Source organism: Bradyrhizobium sp. USDA 4516, assembly GCF_054055915.1.
The window spans coordinates 1610512-1636306 of the sequence record NZ_JBSRXT010000001.1 but is presented as its reverse complement, the minus strand read 5'-3'; the positions used below and the strand labels follow the sequence as shown (position 1 = coordinate 1636306).

The following is a 25795-nucleotide window of genomic DNA, read 5'->3' as shown; positions in this document are numbered from 1 at the left end:
CAGCGAGAAAAGGGCAAACGGCGGCCGGATCGCTGCTCGGGCAAGGCTGCTGACAGCAGGGTGTCAGCAGGCGGCGGCTTCGCGGCCTTTACGCCCGCGGCAGGTCGACGATGTCGAGATGGATCCCGCCGCAGCCGTCGCAGCGCATGGTCCAGTATTCGGCGGCGCGGCCGGGGATCACGCGCAGCAGCGAAAGCGATGCGGCACATTCCGGGCAGCTGGTGCGGACCTGCGCCGGCCAGACCGGATCCGGCTCGCATTGCGGGACGGCGGCGACCACGACGTTACCGGTCACGCCGACGCTTCGGCCGCCGGCATTGTCATGCCATAGCGTTGCGGGAACCGGTCGATAGCCCGCTTCGCGTCGGCGATCGCCGCATCCGGATCGGACCACGCAAAGCCGATGTCGAGCGTCGGAAACAGCATGCCATCGATGACGACCGGCCTTTGATCGACCCGTTGAACCCTGGCGTGCCATTGCCCCTTCCCCACTTCGAACGACTTGATCTCAAAACCGCTGTAAATCATGTGCGACCTCGAAATGCCCTTCTCATAGGAAGCACGAGCGCGTTGCGCTAAATGTGAAGCAGTTCACAACTCGCCGGGTTTATTTCCGCGCAGCAAAGGAACCCGGAGCTAGCCGCGGCCGGCGATGTGGTCGGCGAGCACCGCGGCATCGTCGCCGACGCCTGACAGGAACGAGGATTTCATCTTCGACAGCCATTGCAGGCCGAGGAAATAGAGGCCCGGCACGTCGGAGACGCCATGGCGGTGGCGCGGGGCCCCGGGGGCATCCAGCACCGGTATGTCGATCCAGTTCAGATCGAGACCGTAGCCGGTGGCCCAGATCACGCTCCTGATCCGCGCGGCGCGCAGGTCGATCGCGTCGAGCGGCGCGGTGAGGCACGGCGGATCGGGCAGGCGGAGGCGCGCCAAGGGATCATCGGGATGATCGAGGCCGCGCGCCGCGACGAAGTCGTCGACGATCCCGAGGAACGTCGCGTAATAGGCGTCGCCATTGGCGATGTTGGCGGCGAGATCGGGCGCGATCTCGAGCACGCCGTCGCGCGCCGCCGTCACGCGGCCGAGCAGGGTCACGCCGCCGGCGGCGAAGCGGCGGAAATCGACGGTGTGGCCGCCATGGGCGCCGGAAATCACCGGCAGCAGCCGCGACGGGCCGCGCTGCTCGACCGGCGTCCGGTCGATGCCCATCTCGGCCAGCCACCAGATCAGGTCGCGGCCGCGATAGCGGCGCGGCAGGCGGTTGTGACGTCCGACCGAGAGGAAGACCTCGCGGCCGGCGCGCATCAGCTCTTCGGCGATCTGCGCGCCCGAGGCGCCGGCACCGACCACCAGCACTGCGCCGTCAGGCAATTGCGCCGGATTTTTGTAGCCGGCGGCATCGATCTGGAACAGGCCGGGATGCTCGCGCAGCAGCAGCGGGCCGCAGCGGCCGTTGATAGGGACCGGTGGCGATGACGACGTTGCGGGCTGCGATGCTGCCGCCGGCAAATTCGGCGAGGAAACCGCCGGCGTCGCGGCGCAACTTCGTGACCGCGACACCGCAGCGGATCGGCGGCGCGACGAACGCGGCGTAGTCCTCGATGAAGGCGATGATGGCGGCGGTGTCCGAGAAGCCGTCGGGATCGCTGTGCGGAAACGCGAAATCCGGCAGCCGCACCGACCAGTTCGGAAACTGGAACATGAGGCCGTCCCAGCGTTCGCTGCGCCAGCGCTCGGCGATGCGCCCCCGCTCCAGCACCAGATGGGCTATGCCGCGCTGCTTCAGCCGATGGCTCATGGTGAGCCCGGCTTGGCCGCCGCCGATCACCAGCGTATCGACGGTCTCGTCAGGCACTGCGCGTTCCCTTGCGGCGGGCCGCGGGCTCCGCCGCGGCGCGGATGATCCAGCGCCGGAACGCGGCGAAATCGCGCTGCTCGGCGTGGAAGCCGCGATAGACCAGATACCAGCGCATGCCCTTCGGCACGCTGAGCGCAAACGGCGCCACCAGCCGGCCGGCGGCGAGATCGTCGTCGATATAGGGCCGGATGCCCATCGCGATGCCGAGCCCGTCGCTAGCTGCCTGCAGCGCCTGGCCGTAAAACTGGAATTCCGGCCCGCGCGCGGTCAGGCGCGGCACGCCCGCGGCCTTCAGCCAGGACGGCCAATCGTCGGGCGAATGCGCGACGCGGATCAGGCTCGGGCCCTTGAGGTCGGCGGGGCGCTTCAGGGTGTTGGCGAGCCGCGCCGTGCACACCGGCATCAGGTCGGCGGCAAACAGCGGCTCGGCGACGAGGCCTGGCCACTGGCCGTCGCCGAGCTGGATGCCGCAGCTCCAGTCGTCGGCGAACGGCACCGCCATGCCGCCGGTCGTGATCCGCACCTCGATGTCGGGCTCCGCTTTGCGGAACTCGGCAAGGTGCGGGATCATCCATTTCAGCGCAAAGGTCGGTCCGACGCCGACGGTCAGCACCCGCGCGCTCGCGGATGCCGTGACCTGCGCGGTGAGGCTCGCCAGCGCGTCGAAGATCGGCGTCAGCCCGCCCTGATAGGCGCGGCCCGCCGGAGTGGTGACGAGGCGGTTGGCCTTGCGCTCGAACAGCGCGACGCCGAGCCGCTCCTCGAGCAGATGCACCATCCGGCTGATCGCGGCGGCCGAGACATTGAGCTCGCTGCCCGCCGCCGCGAAGCTGCCGGTCCGCGCCGCGGCTTCGAACGCCTTGATGCCGTTGAGAAAGAGCAGCCGCCGCATGAACCCTCAGGAAAACTGATGCAAGGTCAAGATAACTCAGTTTGCCGGAAGAGGCCAAGCGGCGCAGAAATACCGGAGACAATGAATCCCTGCTGATCCCGGCGAGGACCACATGACAGAGACCACAGACGCCCTGGTGCTCGATCTCGTGGAATGGGTGGCGCGCGGGCCGCGGCGCTATACCGAGGTGCTCGAGGTCTGGCGCACCTCATGCCCGCGGCTGACGATCTGGGAGGACGCCGTTGACCGCGGCTATGTCGCGCGCCGTCCCTCGGTTGAGGGCATACGGGTAACGGTGACGGAAACCGGTGAGACATTCTTGCGCGCGCATGGGCGGATACATTGAGTCCGGCGATTTGTCCGATCCGCCTGCCGAACTGCTTTCTTCACCTCACCCGCAAGCGGGAGAGGGGGCGCAGTATTGACGCGGCTGGAATTGCCAATCTCTGATGTCAGCGTACCGGTTCGGCGAGCCGTGGCCGGATGATCTCGACCATCCGGTCGGCTGATGTCCCCGGCGGAAAGAAGCCGAGATAATTGCCCTCGCGGTCCATCAAATAGATGTAGGCGGTGTGATCGACGGTATAGTCGCCGGCATCCTTCAGCGGCACCCGCGCGAAGTAGACCTTGTAGGCATCAGCGAGCTTGCGGATCGCATCACCGCTGCCGGTCAGTCCGATCAGGCGCGGGTGGAACATCGGCACGTACTCCGCGAGGTGGGCCGCGGTGTCGCGCTCGGGATCGACCGTGATGAAGATCGGTTGAACCTGGTCGCCGTCGCGGCCGAGCTTGTCGAGCGCCAGGGCGATCGCTTGCAGATCGGTCGGGCAGACGTCTGGGCAGGTGGTGAAGCCGAAATAGATCAGCATCAGCTTGCCGCGAAACTCCTTGTCGGTGCGTTCATGGCCGGCCTGATCGGTCAGCGCGAACGGGCCGCCGACCGGCTCCCTGTTCCACATCAGGATGTCCATGATCTCGGCGGCCGAGCGCGCCGATTGCGGCGGCGCATCGCCCGCCAGCACCGGCGCCAGCGTCAGCCACAGGCCGGCGCCGGCGTAAGCGAAGCCGCGCAGGACCGGCGCGATCATATGCCGAAGGAGAGGCGGCTGCCCGTCGTCGTGACCAGCACCTTGTCGCCCATCTGCGCGGTCGCCTCCTGCACGAAGTTGAGCCCGGAGCAGTGCATCGGGATCAGCACGTCGGGGTCGAGCTTCCTGATCTCGGCGACCACCTCGGTGAGGTAATCCTTCGGCGCCGGCCCGAGATGGAAGCCGCCGACGATGGCGTGCACCTTCTGGATGCCGGAGACCTCCTGTGCCTGCTTCACCGAATTGACGATGCCGACATGGCCGCAGGACGAGATCACGACGAGGCCGAAGTCCCGCACGTTGAAGCAGGTGGCGTGCTCATGGATGTGCTCGTCGGGCACGATCTTGCCGTCCATCTCGGCCGGCAGATAGTGGCTGGCATTGCAGCCGAGCCCGTCCTTGATGCCGAACTCGACCCAGGTCTGCGGCAGCACACGCTCGATGCTGCGGCGGGTGATCTTGCCGGTGGTGAAGGCATGGCCCGCGATCACGGTCGGGGTCTCGCACAGCACCGTGGTGACGCGCTGCGCCGCGAGCTGGCGGCGATCGAGCGTGCCGAAATCGTTGAACTGGCCCTTGGTCGGCGTTGCGCTGACGCGGTGGCAGAAATTGTCCTCGCCGCCGGCATAGAGCTTCACGTCGGCCGGTAGTTTATCACGGAATTTGTCGAGGAAGCCGTTGAGGCCGCCGAAATGGTCGTAGTGGCCGTGGCTCACGATCAGCCCATCGAGCTTCGCCGGATCGACGCCGACCAGCGCCATGTTGTTGAGCAGCACCTCCGGCGTGTAGCCGTAGTCGAGCATCAGCGTGCGCTGTGCGCCCTTGGCTTCCGACTCCAGCCACAGCGACAGGCCCCATTCATTGTGCAGCGACTTCTGGTAGTCGGCGGAGCGCGGCGGCGGCGCGATGGTGACGCCGCCGGCCTGCTTCGGCTTGAAGAACAAATCGAAGCTGGAATCGACCAGCACGCGGATCGAGAGCTTGTCGACGGTCGGCACCTCGATCGGTGCGGCGCTCGCGATCTCGACGCAGGAGAAGGCGCCCGCGGCTGCGGCGCCGGCGAGCGCCGCCGAACCTTTCAGGAAATCACGTCGTGCCAAATCCCGCGTCATCGCAATCCCCCGTGTTTTGAAAACTTTTCAATACCAAACACGTTGAGCCTAGGAGCAATCGGGACGCGGCTCAATCGGGCATTTGCGCTGCTTGCAGATCACATTCGCGCGCGGTGCAATGCGGGCGCCATTGACTTGGGTGCGGTTATGCGTCCAACTCCATGCATTCGCATCTTTCTCGCCGATGCACGACATCGGCAGTCCCTGGCAATGCAGGATCACGCCCATGATCGACCTTCACTACTGGTCCACGCCGAACGGTCACAAGATAACGATGTTCCTTGAGGAAACCGGATTGGAGTACAGGATTTTCCCGGTGAACATCGGCAAGGGCGATCAGTTCAAGCCGGATTTTTTGCAGATCGCGCCGAACAACCGCATCCCCGCAATCCTCGATCACGCGCCGAAGGGCGGCGGCAAGCCGCTACAGCTGTTCGAGTCCGGCGCGATCCTGCTCTATCTCGCCGAGAAGACCGGACAATTCCTGCCGGCCGATATCCATGGCCGCTATGACGCGATCCAGTGGACGTTCTGGCAGATGGGCGGGCTCGGGCCGATGGCCGGGCAGAACCACCATTTCCGCAACTACGCCGTCGAGAAGCTGCCTTACGCGATCGACCGCTATGTCAACGAGACCAACCGGCTCTACGGCGTGCTCAACAAGCGGCTCGCCGACCGCGAATTCGTCGCCGGCGACTACTCGATCGCCGACATGGCGAGCTATCCCTGGGTCGTGCCCTACAAGAACCAGGGCCAGGAGATCGACGATTTCCCGCATCTGAAGCGCTGGCTGGAGACGATCGGCAAGCGCCCGGCGACCGTGCGCGCCTATGCCAAGGCGAAGGAGGTCAATCCGAATTTCGGCCAGCCCGCGATCCGCACCGAGGAAGAGCGCAAGTTGCTGTTCGGGCAGACCGCGGCGGTGGTGCGGTAGGGCGAACTCCTCCGTCATTGCGAGGAGCGAAGCGACGAAGCAATCCATCTTTCCGCGTATGCGGGTCGATGGATTGCTTCGCTTCGCTCGCAATGACGGATGTAGCACTCGCGGGTTTTCAAGCCCCGACATACCTCGCCAGCCGCCGTTCCTTCCACGCCGCGAGCCCCTCGGCGAGATCGCGGCCCGGCACCAGCGCGGCGAACTGCTCGCTCTCGACCAAAAGGCCCTCGGCAATCGGCATGTTGAGCCCGCGCGTCACAGCGGTGATGGTGCCGGCGACGGCGCCGGGCGAATGCCTGGTGATGCGGCCGGCGAGCTCGCGCGCGGCCGTCAGCAATTGATCGTGCGGCACGATCTGATTGACCAGCCCGATCTCACGCGCATGCTCGGGCGGGAACGGATCGCCTGCGAGGAGCAGCTGCAGGGCGCGCTTGCGTCCGGCCAGCCGCGGCAGCCGCTGCGTGCCGCCGAAGGTCGGGGGCATGCCGAGCTTGATCTCGGGTTTTGCAAATAGCGCGCGGTCGCTGGCGACAGCGAGATGCACCGCCTCGGTAATCTCGCAGCCGCCGCCGAAGGCGAGCCCGTTGATCGCGGCGATCACGGGCTTCTTGAATGCCTCGAGCCGCGCGGTCATGGCCTGGCCGCGGCGGACGAAGTCGCGCACCGCGACGGCGGAGCCCTGCTTGACGCTCTCGGAAAACTCCTTGATGTCGGCACCGGCCGAGAAGGCCCGCTCGCCGGCCCCGGTCAAAATCACGGCGCGCACCTCAGCGTCGCCCTCGATGCGGTCGAGCGCAGCCATCAGCTGATCGATCAGCGCGTAGTTCAGCGCGTTGAGCTGCTCCGGACGGTTCAGGGTGATCAGGGCGATCGCGTCGGTGATCTCGAGCAGGATGGGGGCGGGCACGATGCAGTCTCCAGCAATTGTGTGTCGGGCCGAATGTAGGGCCAGCCGCAATTTGTGTATATTCACTGGTTAGTATACATACGCGCCATGCCCAGACCCTCCGAGCCCACCCGCGAGCGCATCGTCCAGGCGGCGAGCGCGCTGTTCTACAATGAAGGCATTCGCCGCGTCAGCGTCGACGAGGTCGCCGCCAAGGCCGGCCTCACCAAGCGCACGCTGTACTATCACTTCAAGAGCAAGGACGATCTGGTCGCTGCCTATCTCGCCGCGCGCGACCAGCCCAATCTCGCGCTGTTCCGAAAGTGGTTCGCGGAGGCCGAGGGTGGCCTGCCGGTGAAGGTCGAGGCGATCTTCAGGAACCTCGCGCGCTCGGCGCGGCATCCGAAGTGGAAGGGCTGCGGCTTCCTGCGCACCTCCGCCGAACTCGCCAACATGCCCGGGCATCCCGCGATCAGGATCGGCGCCGCGCACAAGAAGAAGTTCGAGGACTGGCTGCGCGCGACCTTCGCGGAGCAGGGCATCGCCGATCCGCTCAAACTGGCGCGGCAGATCCTCTTGCTGCTGGACGGATCGTTCGCCGTGGTGCTGCTGCATCGCGACCCGAGCTACATGGAGACCGCCGGCGAGGCCGCGCGCACACTGATCGAGACGGCGCTGGGGAAGCAGGGCGTAAGCGGGGTTAGGACATGACGAGAGTAGGTTGAATGGTAGTCGCGAAGGCGGTGCGCTCCCTGCCCCGCAAGCGGGAGAGGTGCAGCAGCCTGCGGCGAGACCGTCTCGCAATGACGGCTAAAGCGCGCCGCGCTCCCGCAGCAGCGCCAGCACGGCGTTGAGGTCCGGCAACACGGCTGCGCATTTCGCGCGGGTCTCGTCGGTCGGCGGCGCCATGTCCGGCACCATCAGCGTGATCGCGCCGGCGGCGTGGGCGGCGGCGACGCCGTGGTTGGAGTCTTCCACCGCGATGCAGGACGCCGGCCTCACGCCGAGCCGCGCGGCGGCCTTGAGATAGAGCTCGGGATCCGGCTTGCCCTGCGCGACATCGTCAAGCGTCAGCAGCGTGTCGAAGCGCGCGCGGATGCCGGCGAGGGTGAGGTTGCGTTCGGCCGAACGGCGCGATGACGAGGTGACGATCGCCATCGGGCGCTCCGCAAGAGCGAGCGCATCGAGCAGAGCGAGCGTGCCTGATTTGAGCGGCAGGCCCGACCGCATCATCCGATCGCGATGTTCGAGAAACGCTTGGTTGACGTCCGCGAGCGGAAACGCCGCGCCGTAATGGTCGCGCAGCATCGCCTCGCAGACCGGGCCGGGAAGGCCGACCATCGAATGGCACAGCGCGACGACGTCGTCAGTGTAGCCGCACACGTTCAGCGCCGCGACCAGGCTGTCGAAGTAAACCTTCTCGGTGTCGAGCAGCGTGCCGTCCATGTCGAGCAGGACGGCGTCGACGGTCCAGCGTGCGTTCACGTGGCGCTCACCGCTGCTTGCTGTTCCGCGAGCTTCCGCAAGCATGCGGGGCACAGGCAGTCGCCGCCGTCGGTCGGCATCGGCAGGCGAAAACTCTCATCGCAGCACCAGCATGCTCCGGTGAGCGAGCAGGAAAATTCGCTGCCGCATGCCGTGCAGGCAAGCTGGCGCGGAGATGCTGGTTTGGAACGATCGTTTGACGAGAGGTCCATTCTAACCGCGATTTAATGCGCGAATTAATCTCGGGTTCATCCCGGACCGCGCTATGATGCCAGGCAACTGATATAGCCGGGATAGGCCGTTAAGGGAATTCTGATGGCCCGTGATTCGCAAGCCGCGCTGGTTGCCCTCAACCGGTTTGGATTCGGTGCCCGCGGCGGGGCGTCCGGCGACTTCATCAACGCCGCCTCCGATCCGCGCGGTTTCGTGCTGGCGGAACTGGCGCGTCCGAACGGCGCGCTGCTCGAAGTGCCGGGCCTGCTCTCGACGCCGGAGCTCGGCAAGCAGGTGTTCGACTATCAGTTCGAGATCCAGCAGGCGCGCAATGCCGCGAAGGTCGCGCAGCAAGGCGCGAGCGAGACACCGCCGCAAGGGTCCGACGCAAAGCCGGCGCAGCGGCGCAATCTGTCGCTGTCCACGGCCGCCAAGGAGATCGCCGGCAAGGATCCGGCGATGCAGGCGCAGGGCGCCGATGGCGCCAACGCGGCGATGACGCCGTCGGCTCCGATGCGGCCTCCGACGATGCAGACGGTGGCTGGTCCGCCCAAGCCGCCGGCGCAACCGCTCAACATCATCCAGAAGACGTTCCGCGCCGAGGCGCTGGCGCGCCTGCAGCGCGGCGTGGTCGCCGATTGCGGCTTCGTCGAACGGCTCGTGGTGTTCTGGTCCAACCACTTCTGCGTCTCCGCCAACAAGGGCGCGCTGGCGCGGATGTGGGCCGGCTCGTTCGAGCGCGAGGCGATCCGTCCGCATGTGCTCGGCCGTTTCCCGGACATGCTGAAGGCCGTCGAGCAGCATCCGGCGATGCTGTTCTTTCTCGACAACCAGCAATCGCTCGGCCCGGAGTCGCGCGCCGGCATCAACCGCAATCGCGGCCTGAACGAGAATCTCGCGCGCGAGATCATGGAGCTGCATACGCTCGGCGTCGGCGGCGGCTACACCCAGGACGATGTGACGGCGCTGGCGCGCGTCATCACCGGCTGGACCTTTGCCGGCCGCCGTGGGCAGTTAGGTGTGCCCGGCAGCTTCGTGTTCAACGCCAATGCGCACCAGCCCGGACCGCAGCAGGTGCTTGGCAAGAGCTACGCGCAGGCGGGCGTCGCGCAGGGCGAGGCGGTGCTGGCGGACATCGCGCGGCATCCCTCGACCGCAAAATTCATCGCGACCAAGTTCGCGCGCCACTTCGTCGCCGACGATCCGCCGCCTGCGCTGGTGGCGAGGCTGCAGGATATGTTCACGAAAACGGACGGCGATCTCAGGGCGCTGGCTACCGCGCTCGTTCAGTCCAGCGAGGCCTGGCAGCCGCCGCTGACAAAGATGCGTTCGCCTTACGAATTCCTGGTCGCCTCCGGCCGCCTGCTGGCCCGCAATCCCGAGGATCCGGGCCGCTATCTCAACGGCCTCAATGTGCTCGGCCAGCCCCTGTGGTCGCCGGCCGGGCCGAACGGTTTTCCGGACACCGCCGCGGCCTGGGCGGCGCCTGAAGGCGTCAAGCTCAGGCTCGACATCTCGGCGCAAGTCGCCTCCCAGCTCGCCGACCGGTTCGATCCGCGCGACCTGCTCGAGCTCATTGCCGCCGATGCCGCCTCGCCCGAGACGCGGCGCACCATCGAGCGCGCGGAATCGCGGCAGCAGGCGCTGGCGCTGCTGTTGATGTCGCCCGAGTTCCATAGGAGATGACGATGGAATGCTCCGAGAGCCTGATGCTGCAGGCGACGTCGCGGCGCGCGCTGCTGCTCGGCGGCGCCTCCTTTGCGGCCTGGGCCTACCTCCCGAAATTCGCGCGCGCCGCCGATGGCCGCGATCCGCGCCTCGTCACCATCATCCTGCGCGGTGCACTCGACGGCCTCGCCACGGTCGCACCGGTCGGCGATCCTGATTATGCCGGCTTGCACGGCGCGATCGCGCTGCGCCCCGATGGCCCGAACGCGGCGGTGATGCTGGATCAGTTCTTCGCCCTGCATCCGGCGATGCCGGAATTTTCGCGGATGTATCGCGCCAAGCAGGCCGCGGTGGTTCATGCGGTGGCGACCTCCTATCGCGATCGCTCGCATTTCGACGGTCAGGACGTGCTGGAAAGCGGCTTCCCCGGTCCGGGCCGCGTGCAGTCCGGCTGGCTCAATCGCGCGCTGGAAGCCTTGCCGAAAGGCGAGCGGGTGACGAGCGCGCTCGCGGTCGGCCCGACCACGCCGCTGGTGCTGCGCGGCGCGGCGCCGACCGTCGGCTGGGCCCCGACCGCGCTACCGCAAGCCGCCGACGACACCGCGATGCGGCTGCTCGATCTCTATCAGCACCGCGATCCGGCGCTGGCGAGCGCGCTGACGCAAGGCTTGCAGCTCGAGAAGCAGGCGCAGGGCGAGGAGATGAAGCCGAAGCCCGGGGCGGGCGGCGTGGCGGCGATGCGCCTCGTGGCGCGGGGCGCCGCGAAATTGATGGCGGCCGATGACGGCCCGAGGATCGGCGCGCTCGCCTTCGACGGCTGGGATACCCATGCCAATGAAGGCGGGCCGGTCGGCCGCCTCGCGCAACTGCTCGGCGGCCTCGACGGCGCGCTGGCGGAATTCCAGAGCGGCCTCGGCGCGCGCTGGCGCGACACCGTGATCGTGGTCGCGACCGAGTTCGGCCGCACCGCGCGCATCAACGGCACCGAGGGCACCGACCACGGCACCGGCACCATCGCGCTGCTCGCCGGCGGCGCGGTGAATGGCGGCCGCATGATCACCGACTGGCCCGGCCTCAAGCCCGCCAATCTCTACCAGGCCCGCGACCTCGCCCCGACCACCGACCTGCGCGCCGTGATCAAGGGCGTGCTGCACGACCAGTTCGGCCTCGGCGAGCGCGTGCTGGCCGATGCCGTGTTTCCGGACAGCGCCCCGGTAAAGCCGATGAAGGGGTTGGTGGCTTGACTTCCTCGACCTCTCCCCGCTCTTTGCGGGGAGAGGTCGGAAGCGACGCATCGCGTTGCTTCCGGGTGAGGGGCGGGGGCAATGCGTGGCCGCAAGGAAACACCTATCCGACTCGCGAGAGGGCTGCGCGCCAATCAAACGGACGCGGAGACCGTGCTTTGGAATCGCATCCGCAATCGCCAGATTGATGGCCATAAGTTCGCACGGCAGGTGCCGGTCGGGAGTTACATTTGCGACTTCGTCTGCCGCGAGCGACGGCTCGTGATCGAAGTGGATGGCGGTCAGCACGCGGACTCAGCTGCAGACGTGGTCCGGGACCGGTATCTCACCGGGGAGGCTATCGCGTGCTTCGCTTCTGGAACAACGATGTGCTCGGCAACGTCGAGGGTGTGTTGATTACAATTCAGACTGAGTTGCGCGGATAGATGCCCCTCACCCCGACCCTCTCCCCGTGAAGGACGGGGACAGGGAGCGGAGAGAGTGCCGTTCGCTTCACGCCTTCGTTATCCCATCGATCTCCGCCATCTCCTCCGCGGAGAGCTTCCAGCTGATCGCCTTGACGTTCTGCTCGATCTGCTCGGGACGCGTCGCCCCGGCGATAACGCTTGCGACTTGCGGGCGGGCGGCGAGCCAGGAGAAGGCGAGCTCGAGCATGGAGTGGCCGCACTCCCTGGCAAACGCCTGCAGCTTCTCGACGATGTCCTCGTTGCGCGGCGTGACGTAGCGATCCTTCAACGCCGGCGCCTTGGCGAAGCGGGTATCGGCGGGTGCAGCGGCGCCGCGCTGGTACTTGCCGGTCAACAGGCCGCTGGCGAGCGGGAAGAACGGCAGCAGGCCGAGATTGTATTGCTGCGCCGCCGGCAGCAGGTCCTTCTCGATGCCGCGCACCAGGAGGCTGTATTCGTCCTGGCAGGACACGAAGCGGTTCATGTTCATCTGGCGCGCGACGTACTCGGCTTCGGCGATCCGCCAGGCCGGGAAGTTGGAGTTGCCGATGTAGCGCACCTTGCCCTGGCGGACGAGATCGTCGAGCGCGCGCAGCGTCTCGTCGATCGGGGTGAGCGGATCGTAGTCGTGCTGCTGGTAGAGATCGATATAGTCGGTCTTCAGGCGAGTGAGGCTCGCTTCGACTGCGGACATGATGTAGCGCCGCGAGGCGCCCTGCTTGGTGCCGTCGGTCGCCATCGGCTTGGAGAATTTGGTGGCGAGCACGATGTCCTTGCGGCGGTCGCCCAGCACGGTGCCGAGCACGGTCTCCGAGCCGCCCATGCCGGCATAGATGTCAGCGGTGTCGAACAGCGTGATGCCGAGATCGATCGCCTTGTGGATCACCTTGCGCGAGGTCTCGAGGTCGGTGCGCTGGCCGAAATTGTTGCAGCCGAGGCCGACCGCGGACACGCGCAGCCCGGAGCCGCCGAGATTACGAATTTCCATGAGACAATCCTGTGGGATAGGCGAGGGGTGCCGCGTATTGTGACAAGCACACTAGGGCCCGGCAAGGTGCCGTCCTACCGCCGATAACGCATGACGATGTCGCAAAATGAGATGCCGCAAAAAAAGCGGTCCCGGTCAGACGCGGCGACTGACGGGGACCGCTTGGCGAAGATCTGAGACGGGGGGCCTGATCTGCGCGAGCGGAAGCCTAGCCGGGCTTTGTAACGTGCCGGTGACACCTCTGTTCAATCCACAGGCCGCGAAGATCCGCTCAGACAATCTTGCGATAGATGACGAAGCCCGGCTTGTCTGCGACCTTGTCATAAAGCTGCATCGCGGTGTGGTTGGTCTCATGCGTCTGCCAGTAGACGCGTGGCGATCCCGCGAGCCTGGCCTGCGCGTAAACCCCGTTGATCAACGCGCGGCCAACGCCCTTGCCGCGTGCGGCTTCGCTGGTGAACAGATCCTGCAAATAGCAGGTTGGCGCGATCGCCGTGGTCGAGCGGTGAAACAGATAATGCGTCAGCCCGAGCAATCTGCCGCCGGCGTCGGCGACCAGCGCGTGCACCGGCTCATAGGCATCGAAGAAGCGTTCCCACGTCATCGCGGTGATCTCGGGCGCGAGCGCGGTCGGCCCGGATCGCTCATAGAAGGCATTGTAGCCGTCCCAGAGAGGAAGCCACTGGGCGTAGTCGTCGCGGGTGACGAAGCGGATGGTGACGTCGTCGGCCATGGAGGATTCCCGGATGATCCTGCGTTGCGGGCGATGTCTCCGCACCGCTCGCAAGGTTCTACCGTCGCTATCTCGCAGGATCAATTGCGGACGAGGTCGCGCCTCACTCGGCGGCGCGCAGCAGCCGCGCCAGACGGCGCTCGCGCCCGGCGCGCTGGGCCCGATATTCATCGGCCTTCGCGGGATCGTCGGTGTGCCGCACGAGGTCGGTGACCGGCGTGTAGCTCAGCATGCGGCCGCCGTCCGGCAGTGCGGTGCAGCTGAAGCGCAGCACCTGGCCGTCGGCGAGGTTGAGATTGATCGGCGTGGAGTCGCCGGCGCGCATCATCGCGATGCGCTCGGCGATGAACGCGCTCAGCTCGTCTTCCGGTAGTTCATAGGCGCCGGTGTCGCGGCCGTGATACATCAGGGCGACGAAGGGCGGCTTGCTCTCGGCCTGCGCATCCGACAGCGCGAAATAGTCGCGGAAGGCGCGGTTGATGAATTCGGCGCGGGTGTCGGCGTCGAGCAGCACGATGCCGATGTCGACCTGGTCGAGCGCGGCTGCGAGCCGCTCCGCGGTGGCGTGATGGTGCTGGTCCGCAGCAAAGGCGTCGATCCATTTCTGCCGTAGCATTCCGGTGATCACGGCGGTGCCGGCCGCGGTCGCCGCCAGCATCAGCATCCGCGCGACGTCGGCGGTGTCGTAACCGGGCAGCGCGCGATGATTGAGGAAGAACAGCGCCGAGGCGGCCACCGCGATCGCGGCGGAGATCAGCCCGGAGGTGATGCCGCTGATCGAGCTCGCAAGCGCCACGATGCAGACGAACAGCGGCGCGGGATTGGGGACGGCGACAACGAGGCGATCGAGCAGGAAGGCGGCGGATGCCGTGATCGCCGTCAGGGCCGGACCTGAAATTGCACGCCAGTCGAACCGCATGCGCGTTCTCGCTATCTATCAAACGAACGATAAAGCCGCAGTTTGACGACAGGGCCGCAACCGCGCCGGCATTTCCGTCCCGACCGTTAAGCGGGCGTTGCGGGGGCCGAACCAGCTTTCGCTGCTTTCAAATCAAATGATATGCAGATCGGCACGGAACCCGGTTCCGTGCCTGCGGGTTACCGCGTGCTTTGCTTGCAAGAGGACATTCGATGCCCGCCATTTCGCCGTCGCTGCTGCCGATCCTGATGCTGTTCGCCTCGAACGTCTTCATGACCTTCGCCTGGTACGGCCATCTCAAGTTCAAGGATCATTCGCTCCCCATCGTGATCCTGGTGAGCTGGGGCATCGCCTTCTTCGAATACTGGCTGGCGGTGCCGGCCAATCGCTGGGGCAGCGCGGTCTACTCGGCGGCGCAGCTCAAGACCATGCAGGAGGTGATCACGCTGGTCGTGTTCGCCGCCTTCTCGGTGTTGTACCTGAAGGAGCCGCTGGGCTGGAATCACGCGCTCGGATTTGCCTTCATCGCCGCCGGCGCGTTTCTGATCTTCCACAAATGGGGCTAATGCTTCACCTCGCCCCGCGTGCGGGGAGAGGTCGGAACGCATCGTTAGATGCGTTCCGGGTGAGGGGGACTCTCCGCAAATGCAGCGATCTCCGAATACGCGGAAAGAGCCCCTCACCCCAACCCTCTCCCCGTAAGAACGGGGCGAGGGAGCACACTGCCGCCGCGGTTCGACCTGATCTCATTGCGCTTTAGTGGTGCGGGGCCGGCTTGGCGGTCGGCGTCGTGACATGCGCGGGGCGTGCGCGGTCTTCGCCTTGCGTGCCGGTCACGATCAGGAGCGATGCCGCCAGCAGGATCGCCGCTGACAGCGTCACGGTCACCAGTCCGACGGGGGTCTTCATCATGTCGCGCCGCTGTCTCTCCCGCGCCTTGCCGCGGATCAGGTGCCAACCGGAAATTGCTTGATTACGCCGGGATCGCCGTTGCCATGGTGATGTTGCTCGACAGCACCGTCACGGCGACGACCAGGCACAACGTCAGCGCGCCGAGCGCGAGCGACGCGGCGATCGCGTTCGTCAGCCGGGATGATGCCACCGGGGCAGGGCGGCCATCGAAGCCTGCCGTGCCGGACCACCGTTTCATGGTCTAAATCCCTCAGGCCGCGAGCGAATCACTCGCGACATCCGCGCGAATCTGCCGGTTGTCACCGGCAACATTGCGGCGGCGGCGCCGTCCAAAAATGGCTAAAATACGGCGGTGGCGCGAGTTTTGCCCGTTATTTGGGCAGTTTCCCCGTTATTCCCTGGATTCACACCCGGCCGTTCAGACGCCGGCCGCGAGGCGAGGCTCAGGCTCGGCCTCGGTACCAGGCTGCCAGTCCATCGAGACAAATCCGGGGGTCTGCTCGACCCGCTTGAGCCAGGCGCGGATCGACGGAAAGGTCGCCAGGTCGAAGTCGCAGCGGTCGGCGACGTGGGTGTAGCCGTAAAGGGCGATGTCGGCGACGGTGAGCTGTCCGGCGGCGAAATAGGCGTGTTCCTTGAGGTGATTTTCCATCACCTGCAGCGCCGCATAGCCGCGCTCCATCCAGTCCTCCAGCGCGTGCGTCTGCAGGTCGCGTCCGCCCTTGACCAGCGACAGCCAGAAATAGGCGGCGCCGATGTTCGGCTCCAGCGCGTGCTGCTCGAAGAACATCCACTGCAGCGCCTCGGCGCGCTCGATCCGCGACTCCGGCGCCAGCGGCGTGCCGATCGCGACATACCAGAGGATGGCATTGGACTCGGCGAGATGGCGGCCCTCGGCGACCTCGAGCAGCGGCACCTGGCCGCTCGGATTCTTGGCCAGGAATTCCGGGGTGCGGCTCTCGCCGCGCAGGATGTCGATCTCGATCGCCTCGTACGGCGTGTTCAGCACGGCAAGCGCCAGCCGGACCTTGTAGCTGTTGCCGGAGCGCTGCATCGAATAGAGCTTGTACATTGCGTCGTGGTTCATTCGGTCAGGGAGACGGTACGCTTAAAAATTGCGCGGCCTGTCACACCGCAACGCCGCTAAACAATGATGCTGACGGGGGTGCGTCGCAAGCCCTGCAGTGTGGAAAAAGTCGAAACGTCTACTGCACTGCACACGTGCAGAACGATTCCATCCACACGGCAGAACAACTCGGATCACGCCTGCGCGACGCTCTGCACGGTGCCGGTCGATCGCCAAGGTCGCGACCATGGCCGGCGCGCTGAAATTCACAAACCTTAACGCGCCATCCTTGGCGGCACGACGCGCCGGTCTGCGTTGACGACCCGCCGCTAGCGCCGTCAGGCAGGTTGCCGCGCGGCATTGTCCTCGGAGCAATCCGCGCCGGCGCATGCCGCCGAAGGGCCCGCCGGCAAGACCGGAGCTATGGTCGCCGGCCTTGCCGGATATGAGTCATCCGGTGCCGGAACTTGCGGAAAATTGCGCGCGCCGCGAGCCATGCGGGAAAGTTTTCGTGCTTTACCGCCAAGCTTCTTGCGGTGCAGCGGCGACAGGCCTAGGGTGCCGCGATCCCATTCAAATCAAGTCGTGGCCCTACGGCTCACGGCGTTTGCCAGGAGATAATAATGGCCTTCCTGTCCGCTGCGCTCGACCGTGTGAAGCCGTCCGCGACGATCGCGGTCACGGACAAAGCACGCGCGCTGAAAGCCGCGGGCCGCAACGTCATCGGTCTCGGCGCCGGCGAGCCTGACTTCGATACGCCCGCCAACATCAAGCTCGCAGCGATCCACGCGATCGAGGCCGGCAAGACCAAGTACACCGATGTCGGCGGCATTCCGGAGCTCAAGGAAGCCATCATCAACAAGTTCGCGCGCGAGAACGGCCTGACCTACAAGCCGAACCAGGTCATCGTCGGCACCGGCGGCAAGCAGGTGCTCTACAACGCGCTGATGGCGACCATCAATCCGGGCGATGAGGTGATCATCCCGGCGCCGTACTGGGTCAGCTATCCCGAGATGGTGGCGCTCGCCGGCGGCGAGTCGGTGCCGGTGGTTTGCCCGGCCTCGACCGGCTTCAAGCTGCGTCCGGAAGATCTCGAGAAGGCGATCACGCCGAAGACCAAGTGGGTGATCCTGTGCTCGCCGTCGAACCCGACCGGCTCGGCCTATACGAAGAGCGAGCTCAAGGCGATCACCGACGTGCTGGTCAAGCATCCGCATGTCTGGGTGATGACCGACGACATGTACGAGCACCTCGTCTATGACGACTTCGTCTTCACCACGGCGGCGCAGGTCGAGCCGAGCCTGTACGACCGCACGCTGACCGTGAACGGCGTGTCGAAGGCCTACTGCATGACCGGCTGGCGCATTGGCTATGCCGGCGGCCCGGCGCAGCTGATCAAGGCGATGGCGACGATCCAGTCGCAGTCGACCTCGAACCCGTCATCGATCGCGCAGTGGGCATCGGTCGAGGCGCTCAACGGTCCGCAGGACTTCATCGCCGCGAACAACAAGGTGTTCAAGGAACGTCGCGACCTCGTGGTGTCGATGCTCAACCAGGCGAGCGGCATCGAGTGCCCGCGGCCGGAAGGTGCGTTCTACGTCTATCCGTCCTGCGCCGGCACGATCGGCAAGAAGGCGCCGTCGGGCAAGCTGATCGACAACGACGAGGCGTTCGTCACCGAATTGCTCGAGAGCGAAGGCGTCGCCGTGGTGCAGGGATCGGCATTCGGGCTCGGCCCCGCGTTCCGCATCTCCTACGCCACCAAGACTTCCGATCTCGAGGATGCCTGCAAGCGCATCCAGCGCTTCTGCGGTAATCTGCGGTAGGTCGATCCGAAATCAAGAAACGCTCCCGCACCTGGTGCGGGAGCGTTTTTGTTTGTGCGCCGAATCGCGCCAGTAGATTCGACGAGTCAAATCACATCCAGCTCACCTCACGCGCGTGTGTGCGAACATCGATGCCACACGCGGGAAGTTTTTACGGCCGCTTTGCGCACTGCCTTGTTTTGGACACGAGCCTTCCTTCCTGTCCGCCGCGCGAATTCAGTTCAGTTCACCTTGCGGAGACAGATAATGCGACTTTCGACCCTCACCCTTGCAGCGCTTGCGTTGCTGGCGCCGTTCGCCACCGCCAACGCGGCGCCTCAGGTTCAAGCCGGGGTCCTGCAATGCCAGGGCGGCGAGAATGTCGGCTTCGTTGTCGGCTCTGTCGCGCGCCTCGAATGCGTGTTCCAGAGCGGCGGCCGTCGGCCCGAGCCCTATGTTGCGACCGTGAAGCGGATCGGCGTCGACCTCGGCGTCACCGCGACGACCCAGCTCGCCTGGGCCGTGAGCGCGCCGACCACCCAGCTCCCGCGCGGTGCGCTGGCCGGCAGCTACGGCGGCGTCGGCGTCAACGCCTCGGTCGGCCTCGGCGCCGGCGGTAACTTCCTGTTCGGCGGCCCGAACAACGCCTACGCGCTGCAGCCGGTCAGCGTGCAGGGCCAGACCGGCCTCAACGTTGCGGCCGGCATCGCCGGGATCGATCTCGAGCCGGTCGCCTACGGCGGTCCGCGCCGTCATCATCGTCACCACCGTCATCATCATCACCACCACTAGATTTGTCTTAACGCGTTTTCTTCACGCGAACCGGTATCCACTTCGCTCGAAAACGCTCTAGGCTGGTCGGTGTTCGATCAAAGAGGCCCGCGAAAGCGGGCCTCTTTTTTGTTGTCTGTTGTTTGCTATCCGTTGCTCGATCAATCGGCGGACCCCGAGGAACATAGCCGCGCCGCAACATCTCCTGACAATCGGTGGCCAGGCACCACAAATTCTGGCTGGACGTTCGATGTTGTGGCATAGGATGCGAACGGCGCCGCAGACACGGCGCCGTTCTGTTCTCTGCTCGCGTCATGCCTCTCAGCCGGAGACTCCCCAACATGCGTCGCTTCACTTTCCTCGCCGGAGCTGCCATTGCCACGCTGACCGCAATCGTTGGCGCCAGCGCCCAACAGCCGATCCAGCGCGTGCAGGTCGGCGTCCTTGAATGCCGCGGCGGCGCGAGCGTCGGCTTCATCGTCGGTTCCGTGACCCATCTCGGTTGCGTGCTGCGCGCCAATGGTCTGCCTGAGGATCGCTACATCGCGACCATCCAGAAGGTCGGCATCGATCTCGGCATCACCCAGGAATCGGCGCTGGCCTGGGGCGTCTATGCGCCGGTGGAGCGGCTCGGGCCGGGTGCGCTCTCCGGCAACTATGCCGGCGCGCAGGGCAGCGCGACGCTCGGTGTCGGCGTCGGCGGCAACGTGCTGGTCGGCGGCTCCGACAACACGATCGCCCTGCAGCCGCTCAGCGTGCAGGGCCAGGTCGGCATCAACATCGCCGCCGGCCTCGAGAGCCTGGAGCTGCGTCCGGGCCGCTAACGCGCGCCCGTGCGGTTGATCAGCTTGCCGAAGAAGCCGCTTGCTTCTTCGGCAACGATCCCGGGCGCCTCGGCGTGAACATAGTGCCCGGTCTCGACGAACCTGATCGAAGGTTCGCTCCAATAGTCTCCCAACCTGTCCGACCATTCGGGCGCGATCAACGGATCGCGGCGGCCCCAGAGAAAGCGCGAGGGCACGTCGATGCGCGGCTGCACCGGCAGCTTGCCTTCCAGCCAGCGCCGGCGATTGGGCGCGGACGAGAGATACCAGTCGAAGCCGCCCTGGATGTTGCCCGGCTTCATGAAGTTGTCGACATAGGCTTCCAGCAGATCGCCGAACACCGCGGGATCGTCGCCCGACCAGTGGTCGAGGAAATGCCGGAAGTAGAGCCGGCATGACTCGCGCGAGCTTCCGACCAATTGCGCGGCCCATGGCAGCTGCTGGAAGTATTGATACCAGACCTCGATCAGGTGACCGGGCTGGCCGTAGCGATGCCCGAGGCCCGGATAGGGCGTGCAGAGATAGAGCGTGCCGGTCAGCCGCTGCGGCTGACGATGCGACATCGCCTGCATGACATAGGCGCCGAGATCGCCGCCGATGACGCCGAAGCCGTCATGACCGAGCGCGTCCATGACGGCAAACATGTCCAGCGCGTGGCGCTCAGCGGTGGCGGACGCATCGGGCCCCGGTGTCGGCTTGCCGGTGTCGCCGCAGCCGCGCAAGTCGGGCGCGATCAGTTCAAAACTGTCGCCGAGGCGCAGCATCAGCGGGCGCCACACCAGCCAGAACTCCGGCCAGCCGTGAAGCAGGAGCAGCGGCGGCCCTTTGCCGAAGCGCGCGACATTGACGCGCAGGCCGCCGATATCGATCTTCTGTTGTGTGATGCCTGCCGCGGCTGCTTCCGCGAAGGCTTTTTCCAGCGCCGTCATGAGGACTCCCTGTGGTTTGCCGCAGGCTGTCCGCGTTCGCGCGTCCGGTCCAATACTCGTTCGATACGGTTGCAGAGCTGTTGCGTATGACTGACGGCACCCGCCGCCGTGCTATACCGACGGCATGGAATTGCGACATCTCAGATATTTCGTGGCGCTCGGCGAGGAATTGAACTTCACCCGCGCGGCCGAGCGGCTGCACATCGCGCAACCGCCGCTGAGCCAGCAGATCCGTCAGCTCGAGGACGAACTCGGCGTGACGTTGCTGCAGCGGAATAGCCGTCCTGTCAGGCTCACCGAGGCGGGCGAGCTGCTGCTTGCGCGCGCCCGCTCCCTGCTCGCAAATTTCGAGGCCGCGGTTGTGGACACGCGGCGCGTCGGGCGCGGCCAGGCCGGCAAGCTCGCGATCGGATTCGTCGGCTCCGCGATGTTCGCCGGTCTGCCCGATATCATAGGCAGCTATCGCGACGCCTGTCCCGACGTCGAGCTCGTGCTTGACGAGATGCTGGCGGCCGAGATTGCCGAAGCGCTGCGGCGACGCCGGATCGATGTCGGCTTCGCACGCCCGGCGCTATTGCCGGAGGCGGGTCTTGCCCAGCGCCTGATCCTGGAGGAGCCCTATGTCGCGGCGTTGCCGCGCGCGCATCCGCTTGCCGAGAGGGACGACATTGCGCTTGCCGAATTGTCCGATGATGCCTTCGTGCTCTATCCGGCGCGGCCGGAGCCATCGGTCACCGGCCTGATCGTCGCCGCGTGCCAGGCCGCCGGATTCACGCCGCGACTCGCGCAGGAGGTGCTGCATCTGCAAACCGCGATTGGCCTGATCGCCGCCGGCGTCGGTGTATCGCTCGTCCCGGAGGCCGCGGCACGCGCGCAGACCGGTCGCGGCGTGGCGTATGTCCGCTTGGCCGCGCCGGCGGTGACGGCGCCGCTCACGATTGCGTGGCGTGAAGAAGATGTCTCGCCCGCCGTGCAACGCCTGCTCGACCTTGCGATACGCTGGCGCGAGATTGCTCCGGGACTTGCGCGAAGGAACTGACGCAGCGGACGCGATTGTCCGGACAGTGGCTCGGAATTGCAAACTTCCGCGACGCCGCACCGCAGCGACGTTTTCCCGCTTGCCAAATGTCAAACGCAGGCAGAGCATAAACGGTCGCCGACCCAATCATGGGCCGAGCTCCAAAACGAGGAGGCGGCAATGGGACAAGACGTCAGAAGTCCCCGAGGTCCACGGTGCATCGCATTGGTGGGCCCTTTCCAAAGCGGTAAAACCACACTTCTGGAAGCGATCCTGGCGCGCACTGGCGCCATTAAAACTGCCGGCAGCGTCGATGCCGGAACCTCCGTCGGCGATGCCAGCCCCGAGGCGCGTCAGCACAAGATGGGCGTAGGCCTGACCGCCGCCACCACCACCTTTATGGGGGACAGCTACACCTTTATCGATTGTCCCGGCTCGATCGAATTCGCGCACGATATGCGTGCAGCGTTGCCGGCGGTCGATGCCGCGGTCGTGGTCTGCGAAGCCGACGAGAAAAAGCTGCCGCAGCTGCAGATCATCCTGCGCGAGCTCGAGGAGCTCGGAATTCCCCGTTTCCTGTTCCTGAACAAGATCGACCGCGCCAACAAGCGCGTCCGCGAGACGCTTGCGACGCTGCAGCCGGCCTCGCGCGTGCCGCTGGTGCTGCGCCAGATCCCGATCTGGAACGGCGATCTGATCGAAGGCTTTGTCGATCTCGCGCTGGAGCGCGCCTTCGTCTATCGCGAGCACAAGCCGTCGGAGGTGATGGCGCTCGAGGGCGGCAATCTCGATCGCGAGAAGGAAGCCCGCTTCTCGATGCTGGAGAAGCTTGCCGACCACGACGACGCGCTGATGGAGCAGTTGCTGGAGGATATCCAGCCGCCGCGCGATGCCGTGTTCGACGATCTCGCCCGCGAACTGCGCGAAGGGCAGATCTGTCCGGTGCTGCTCGGCGCTGCGAGCCGCGAGAACGGCGTGCTGCGCCTGATGAAGGCGCTGCGCCATGAGGCGCCCGGCGTCGCCGAGACCGCCGATCGGCTCGGCATCAAGGATCAGAAGGATGCGCTGGCCTACGTGTTCAAGACCGTGCACTTGCAGCACGGCGGCAAGCTGTCGCTGGCGCGCGTGCTTGCGGGCCGGCTCGACGACGGCGCGACGCTGCAATCTTCAAGCGGCGAGAGCGGACGCGTCTCAGGCATCCTCGCGGTCTCGGGCGGGCATGACAGCAAGCGGCCGCAGGCCGAGGCCGGCGACACCGTCGCGCTCGGCAAGCTCGATGCGATCAAGACCGGCGATACGGTCTCGAGCGGCAAGACGGCGCCGGCCTCGCTGGTCAAGGTCGAGCCGGCCGCGGCCGTGCTGTCGATCTCGATTGCCGCGACCGACCGCAAGGACGATGTCAAGCTCGGCCAGGCGCTGCTGCGGCTGAACGAGGAAGATCCCTCGCTGACGATGATCCAGAACCCGCGCACCCACGACACCGTGCTGTGGGGGCAGGGCGAGATGCATCTGCGCGTGGCGCAGGAGCGGCTGAAGGACCGCTACGGCGTCAACGTCAAATCGCATCCGCCGGCGATCGGCTATCAGGAGACCATCCGCAAGCCGATCACCCAACGCGGCCGGCACAAGAAGCAGTCCGGCGGCCATGGCCAGTTCGGCGACGTCGTGCTCGACATCAAGCCGAAGCCGCGCGGGTCAGGCTTCGAATTCCACGAGAAAGTGGTCGGGGGCGCGGTGCCGCGCAACTATATCGGCGCGGTGGAAGAGGGCGTTGTCGACGCGCTGGCGCGCGGCCCGCTCGGCTTCCCCGTGATCGACGTCGACGTCACGCTGACCGACGGCTCCTATCACAGCGTCGACTCGTCCGATCTCGCGTTCCGTACCGCGGCGCGGATCGGGGTCAGCGAAGGGTTGCCGCAGTGCCAGCCGGTGCTGCTGGAGCCGATCCATATGGTCGAGATCGTCTGTCCGACCGACGCCACCGCCAAGATCAACGCGATCCTGTCGGCGCGCCGCGGCCAGATCCTCGGCTTCGACACCCGCGACGGCTGGATCGGCTGGGATTGCGTCCGCGCCACGATGCCGGAATCGGAGATCGGCGACTTGATTGTCGAACTGCGCTCCGCCACCGCCGGCGCCGGCACCTTCACCCGCCAGTTCGACCGCATGGCCGAAGTGACGGGCCGCGCCGCCGACCAGATCATCGCCGCGCATCGCGACGCGGCGTGATCGAATTGTCATTCCGGGATGGTCCGAAGGACCAGACCCGGAATCTCGAGATTCCGGGTTCGATGCTGTCGCATCGCCCCGGAATGACGGGCCAAGATAGCGCCCGTGATTCCCTTCCTATGAGGCAGTTTCCGCCAGCATGCTTGAATCCCGCCGTAACCTGGCGCTGGCCTGCGCGCTCAGCGCAATGGCCGGCTATGTCGACGGCATCGGCTATCTGCATCTCGGCGGGCTGTTCGTCTCCTTCATGAGCGGTAACTCGACGCGGCTTGGCGTGACGCTGGCCGAGGGGCATTGGCAGCACGCGCTGGAAGCGCTGGAGCTGATCGTGCTGTTCGTCGCCGGCGCCGCAGCCGGCAGCCTGATCGTGCTCAGCGCGCTGGTGCATCGCCAGCCCCTGCTCCTGCTCATCGAGGCGTGGCTGCTCACGGCGGCGGCGGTGGCCTATGCCTATGGCCTGTCGAACGCCGCGGTCGCCGCCATCGTGCTGGCGATGGGGCTCGAGAACGCCGTATTCCAGCTCGAAGGCGGGGCCGGGCTCGGCCTCACCTATGTCACCGGGGCGCTGGTGAAGGCCGGTCAGCTGATCGCCGCCGCGCTCACAGGCGGTGCGGGCTGGGCCTGGCTCCCGAACCTGCTGCTGTGGGCGGCGCTGGTCGCGGGCGCGCTCGCCGGCGGGCTGGCCTATGGCTGGATCAACCTCGCCGCGATCTGGTTCGCCGCAGCCGCCGCGTTCGCCCTCAGCGCGCTGGTTGCCGCAACCGCGAAGCGGACGCATTGACAGCGCGCCCGCCTTGGCCGATGTCACGATCATGACGTCCTCAAGCAAAACCCGCGCCGCGTGCCTGATCGGCTGGCCCGCCGCGCATTCCCGCTCGCCGTTGATCCATCATTACTGGCTGCGCACGCTCGGCATCGAGGGCGGCTATGTGATCGAGGCGGTGCCGCCGGAGGACTTCAAGGATTTCCTGTTCCGCCTGTCGCTGCGCGGCTTCGTCGGCGCCAACGTCACCATTCCGCACAAGGAGCGCGCGCTGGCGCTGTCGGCACCGGATGCGCGCGCCCGCGCCGTCGGCGCCGCCAACACGCTGTGGTTCGCCGATGGCGAGCTGCGCTCGACCAACACCGATGTCGAAGGCTTCATCAACAATCTCGACGCCTGCGCGCCCGGCTGGGACAAGACGGAGGACGCGCTGGTGCTCGGCGCCGGTGGCGCGGCACGTGCGGTGGTGTTCGGCCTGATCGAGCGCGGCATCGCGCGCGTGCATCTGGTCAACCGCAGCATCGATCGCGCCCGCGCGCTGGCCGAGCAATTCGGCGCGCGGGTTCATCCCGCGACATGGGACGAGGTTGATAAGCTGCTGCCGCGCGCCGGCCTGCTGGTGAATACCACCTCGCTCGGCATGCATGGTCAGCCCGCGCTCGAGGTCGATGTCGGTCTGCTGCCGCAACACGCGGTCGTTTCCGATCTCGTCTATGTGCCGCTGGTGACGCCGCTGCTTGCGGCGGCAGAGGCGCGTGGTCTGAAGACCGCTGATGGACTCGGCATGCTGCTGCATCAGGCGGTGCGCGGTTTCGAATTGTGGTTCGGGCGGCGTCCGCAGGTCACGCCGGAACTGCGCACGCTTGTTGAGGCCGATCTCACAAAGACTTGAGGCCTGGAATAGCATCTCCGGAACGGGGTCTGGTGTTAGTCCCCCCGCGTTCCCTCCCGGAGATCAGTCATGCCTGCCAGCCGCTCCCATCTCATTCGGCCGTTCATCGCGCTT

The 25795-nt window shown here is 66.3% G+C and carries 30 protein-coding genes and 1 pseudogene; 14 read left to right on the top strand and 17 right to left on the bottom strand.

Going from position 1 to position 25795, the window contains the following annotated elements; translation table 11 throughout:
• Positions 1-88: 88 nt before the first annotated feature.
• The 5 genes from ACVI1L_RS07730 to ACVI1L_RS07710 all read right to left on the bottom strand — a co-directional run bounded on the left by ACVI1L_RS07730 (position 89) and on the right by ACVI1L_RS07710 (position 2753).
• Positions 89-295, bottom strand: coding sequence for a hypothetical protein (locus tag ACVI1L_RS07730; protein WP_371852155.1), 207 nt, complete (start codon positions 293-295; stop codon positions 89-91).
• Entirely contained in the window at positions 292-528 is a 237-nt protein-coding gene (locus ACVI1L_RS07725) for a hypothetical protein (protein ID WP_038377734.1), read from the bottom strand. Before ACVI1L_RS07725 ends, ACVI1L_RS07730 begins: the two co-directional genes overlap by 4 nt.
• A 108-nt stretch (positions 529-636) precedes the next feature.
• Complete coding sequence (locus ACVI1L_RS07720; RefSeq protein WP_456782616.1) at positions 637-1374, bottom strand: hypothetical protein; 738 nt, start codon at positions 1372-1374, stop codon at positions 637-639.
• Positions 1367-1858 carry an NAD(P)-binding domain-containing protein gene (locus ACVI1L_RS07715; RefSeq protein WP_456782615.1) on the bottom strand — a complete coding sequence of 164 codons (492 nt, stop codon included), beginning with the start codon at positions 1856-1858 and terminating at the stop codon, positions 1367-1369. Before ACVI1L_RS07715 ends, ACVI1L_RS07720 begins: the two co-directional genes overlap by 8 nt.
• Positions 1851-2753, bottom strand: a complete 903-nt coding sequence (locus tag ACVI1L_RS07710; protein WP_018273588.1) for a LysR substrate-binding domain-containing protein — start codon at positions 2751-2753, stop codon at positions 1851-1853. The genes ACVI1L_RS07715 and ACVI1L_RS07710 overlap by 8 nt, the downstream gene beginning before the upstream one ends.
• A 112-nt stretch (positions 2754-2865) precedes the next feature.
• On the opposite strand from ACVI1L_RS07710, the gene ACVI1L_RS07705 reads away from it, so the two are divergent.
• Positions 2866-3099, top strand: coding sequence for a hypothetical protein (locus tag ACVI1L_RS07705; RefSeq protein WP_456782614.1), 234 nt, complete (start codon positions 2866-2868; stop codon positions 3097-3099).
• Positions 3100-3205: 106 nt separating this feature from the next.
• Here the strand turns inward: ACVI1L_RS07705 and ACVI1L_RS07700 are convergent, their stop codons facing one another.
• The 3 genes from ACVI1L_RS07700 to ACVI1L_RS07690 are packed head-to-tail and all read right to left on the bottom strand — an operon-like array spanning position 3206 to position 5181.
• Positions 3206-3841, bottom strand: a complete 636-nt coding sequence (locus tag ACVI1L_RS07700) for an SCO family protein (RefSeq protein WP_316399157.1) — start codon at positions 3839-3841, stop codon at positions 3206-3208.
• Positions 3838-4953, bottom strand: coding sequence for an MBL fold metallo-hydrolase (locus ACVI1L_RS07695; protein WP_316399156.1), 1116 nt, complete (start codon positions 4951-4953; stop codon positions 3838-3840). The genes ACVI1L_RS07700 and ACVI1L_RS07695 overlap by 4 nt, the downstream gene beginning before the upstream one ends.
• Positions 4954-5001: 48 nt before the next feature.
• Positions 5002-5181 (bottom strand): hypothetical protein, encoded by a 180-nt coding sequence (locus ACVI1L_RS07690; RefSeq protein ID WP_456782613.1) that lies wholly within the window; start codon positions 5179-5181, stop codon positions 5002-5004.
• Here ACVI1L_RS07690 and ACVI1L_RS07685 point away from each other — a divergent pair.
• On the top strand, positions 5180-5887 hold the full coding sequence (locus ACVI1L_RS07685; protein ID WP_316399154.1) for a glutathione binding-like protein: 708 nt from the start codon (positions 5180-5182) through the stop codon (positions 5885-5887). The genes ACVI1L_RS07690 and ACVI1L_RS07685 overlap by 2 nt on opposite strands.
• Positions 5888-6005: 118 nt before the next feature.
• On the opposite strand, the gene ACVI1L_RS07680 is transcribed toward ACVI1L_RS07685, so the two are convergent.
• Entirely contained in the window at positions 6006-6797 is a 792-nt protein-coding gene (locus ACVI1L_RS07680; protein WP_253589056.1) for a crotonase/enoyl-CoA hydratase family protein, read from the bottom strand.
• Between the two features lie 87 nt (positions 6798-6884).
• Between ACVI1L_RS07680 and ACVI1L_RS07675 the strand changes: the two genes are divergently transcribed.
• Positions 6885-7487, top strand: a complete 603-nt coding sequence (locus ACVI1L_RS07675) for a TetR/AcrR family transcriptional regulator (protein WP_057019048.1) — start codon at positions 6885-6887, stop codon at positions 7485-7487.
• A gap of 99 nt (positions 7488-7586) precedes the next feature.
• Here ACVI1L_RS07675 and ACVI1L_RS07670 read toward each other — a convergent pair whose 3' ends face one another.
• On the bottom strand, positions 7587-8261 hold the full coding sequence (locus ACVI1L_RS07670) for an HAD family hydrolase (protein WP_456782612.1): 675 nt from the start codon (positions 8259-8261) through the stop codon (positions 7587-7589).
• A gap of 315 nt (positions 8262-8576) precedes the next feature.
• On the opposite strand from ACVI1L_RS07670, the gene ACVI1L_RS07665 reads away from it, so the two are divergent.
• From ACVI1L_RS07665 to ACVI1L_RS07655, 3 genes and pseudogenes are all read left to right on the top strand, one after another.
• Positions 8577-10160, top strand: a complete 1584-nt coding sequence (locus ACVI1L_RS07665) for a DUF1800 domain-containing protein (protein ID WP_456782611.1) — start codon at positions 8577-8579, stop codon at positions 10158-10160.
• Positions 10157-11386 (top strand): DUF1501 domain-containing protein, encoded by a 1230-nt coding sequence (locus tag ACVI1L_RS07660; RefSeq protein ID WP_168855589.1) that lies wholly within the window; start codon positions 10157-10159, stop codon positions 11384-11386. Before ACVI1L_RS07665 ends, ACVI1L_RS07660 begins: the two co-directional genes overlap by 4 nt.
• Positions 11387-11467: 81 nt before the next feature.
• A pseudogene (locus ACVI1L_RS07655) lies at positions 11468-11811 on the top strand (endonuclease domain-containing protein).
• A 67-nt stretch (positions 11812-11878) separates the two neighbouring features.
• On the opposite strand, the gene ACVI1L_RS07650 reads toward ACVI1L_RS07655, so the two are convergent.
• From ACVI1L_RS07650 to ACVI1L_RS07640, 3 genes are all read right to left on the bottom strand, one after another.
• Positions 11879-12820 carry an aldo/keto reductase gene (locus tag ACVI1L_RS07650; protein WP_229190700.1) on the bottom strand — a complete coding sequence of 314 codons (942 nt, stop codon included), beginning with the start codon at positions 12818-12820 and terminating at the stop codon, positions 11879-11881.
• Positions 12821-13091: 271 nt separating this feature from the next.
• Positions 13092-13553: a GNAT family N-acetyltransferase gene (locus ACVI1L_RS07645; RefSeq protein ID WP_172649052.1), complete on the bottom strand. Its 462-nt coding sequence runs from the start codon at positions 13551-13553 to the stop codon at positions 13092-13094.
• Between the two features lie 103 nt (positions 13554-13656).
• Entirely contained in the window at positions 13657-14472 is an 816-nt protein-coding gene (locus tag ACVI1L_RS07640) for a PAS domain-containing protein (RefSeq protein ID WP_456782610.1), read from the bottom strand.
• A gap of 212 nt (positions 14473-14684) precedes the next feature.
• Between ACVI1L_RS07640 and ACVI1L_RS07635 the strand changes: the two genes are divergently transcribed.
• Positions 14685-15038, top strand: coding sequence for a DMT family protein (locus ACVI1L_RS07635; protein ID WP_028336063.1), 354 nt, complete (start codon positions 14685-14687; stop codon positions 15036-15038).
• A gap of 190 nt (positions 15039-15228) precedes the next feature.
• Here ACVI1L_RS07635 and ACVI1L_RS07630 read toward each other — a convergent pair whose 3' ends face one another.
• The 3 genes from ACVI1L_RS07630 to ACVI1L_RS07620 all read right to left on the bottom strand — a co-directional run bounded on the left by ACVI1L_RS07630 (position 15229) and on the right by ACVI1L_RS07620 (position 16456).
• Entirely contained in the window at positions 15229-15384 is a 156-nt protein-coding gene (locus ACVI1L_RS07630) for a hypothetical protein (RefSeq protein ID WP_168859260.1), read from the bottom strand.
• A gap of 61 nt (positions 15385-15445) precedes the next feature.
• Positions 15446-15622 (bottom strand): hypothetical protein, encoded by a 177-nt coding sequence (locus ACVI1L_RS07625; RefSeq protein ID WP_168859259.1) that lies wholly within the window; start codon positions 15620-15622, stop codon positions 15446-15448.
• A gap of 180 nt (positions 15623-15802) precedes the next feature.
• Positions 15803-16456 carry a glutathione S-transferase family protein gene (locus ACVI1L_RS07620; RefSeq protein WP_057015955.1) on the bottom strand — a complete coding sequence of 218 codons (654 nt, stop codon included), beginning with the start codon at positions 16454-16456 and terminating at the stop codon, positions 15803-15805.
• 617 nt (positions 16457-17073) lie between these two features.
• Here ACVI1L_RS07620 and ACVI1L_RS07615 point away from each other — a divergent pair.
• From ACVI1L_RS07615 to ACVI1L_RS07605, 3 genes are all read left to right on the top strand, one after another.
• A complete protein-coding gene (locus ACVI1L_RS07615; RefSeq protein ID WP_028340563.1) occupies positions 17074-18276 on the top strand; it encodes a pyridoxal phosphate-dependent aminotransferase in 1203 nt (400 codons plus the stop codon).
• Positions 18277-18522: 246 nt separating this feature from the next.
• Positions 18523-19047: a DUF992 domain-containing protein gene (locus ACVI1L_RS07610; RefSeq protein WP_028336065.1), complete on the top strand. Its 525-nt coding sequence runs from the start codon at positions 18523-18525 to the stop codon at positions 19045-19047.
• 320 nt (positions 19048-19367) lie between these two features.
• On the top strand, positions 19368-19850 hold the full coding sequence (locus tag ACVI1L_RS07605) for a DUF992 domain-containing protein (protein ID WP_225648054.1): 483 nt from the start codon (positions 19368-19370) through the stop codon (positions 19848-19850).
• On the opposite strand, the gene ACVI1L_RS07600 is transcribed toward ACVI1L_RS07605, so the two are convergent.
• The gene (locus ACVI1L_RS07600; protein ID WP_456782609.1) at positions 19847-20779 is read right to left on the bottom strand and encodes an alpha/beta fold hydrolase; all 933 of its coding nucleotides are present in this window, start codon (positions 20777-20779) and stop codon (positions 19847-19849) included. The genes ACVI1L_RS07605 and ACVI1L_RS07600 overlap by 4 nt on opposite strands.
• 124 nt (positions 20780-20903) lie before the next feature.
• Here ACVI1L_RS07600 and ACVI1L_RS07595 point away from each other — a divergent pair, with 124 nt between their 5' ends.
• The 4 genes from ACVI1L_RS07595 (at position 20904) to ACVI1L_RS07580 (ending at position 25681) form a co-directional block, all read left to right on the top strand.
• Positions 20904-21818: a LysR substrate-binding domain-containing protein gene (locus tag ACVI1L_RS07595; RefSeq protein WP_253589064.1), complete on the top strand. Its 915-nt coding sequence runs from the start codon at positions 20904-20906 to the stop codon at positions 21816-21818.
• A 159-nt stretch (positions 21819-21977) separates the two neighbouring features.
• Positions 21978-24026 (top strand): elongation factor G, encoded by a 2049-nt coding sequence (locus ACVI1L_RS07590; RefSeq protein ID WP_076829896.1) that lies wholly within the window; start codon positions 21978-21980, stop codon positions 24024-24026.
• A 139-nt stretch (positions 24027-24165) separates the two neighbouring features.
• A complete protein-coding gene (locus ACVI1L_RS07585; RefSeq protein ID WP_057015948.1) occupies positions 24166-24807 on the top strand; it encodes a YoaK family protein in 642 nt (213 codons plus the stop codon).
• 31 nt (positions 24808-24838) lie between these two features.
• The gene (locus ACVI1L_RS07580; protein ID WP_057015954.1) at positions 24839-25681 is read left to right on the top strand and encodes a shikimate dehydrogenase; all 843 of its coding nucleotides are present in this window, start codon (positions 24839-24841) and stop codon (positions 25679-25681) included.
• Positions 25682-25795 lie beyond the last annotated feature (114 nt).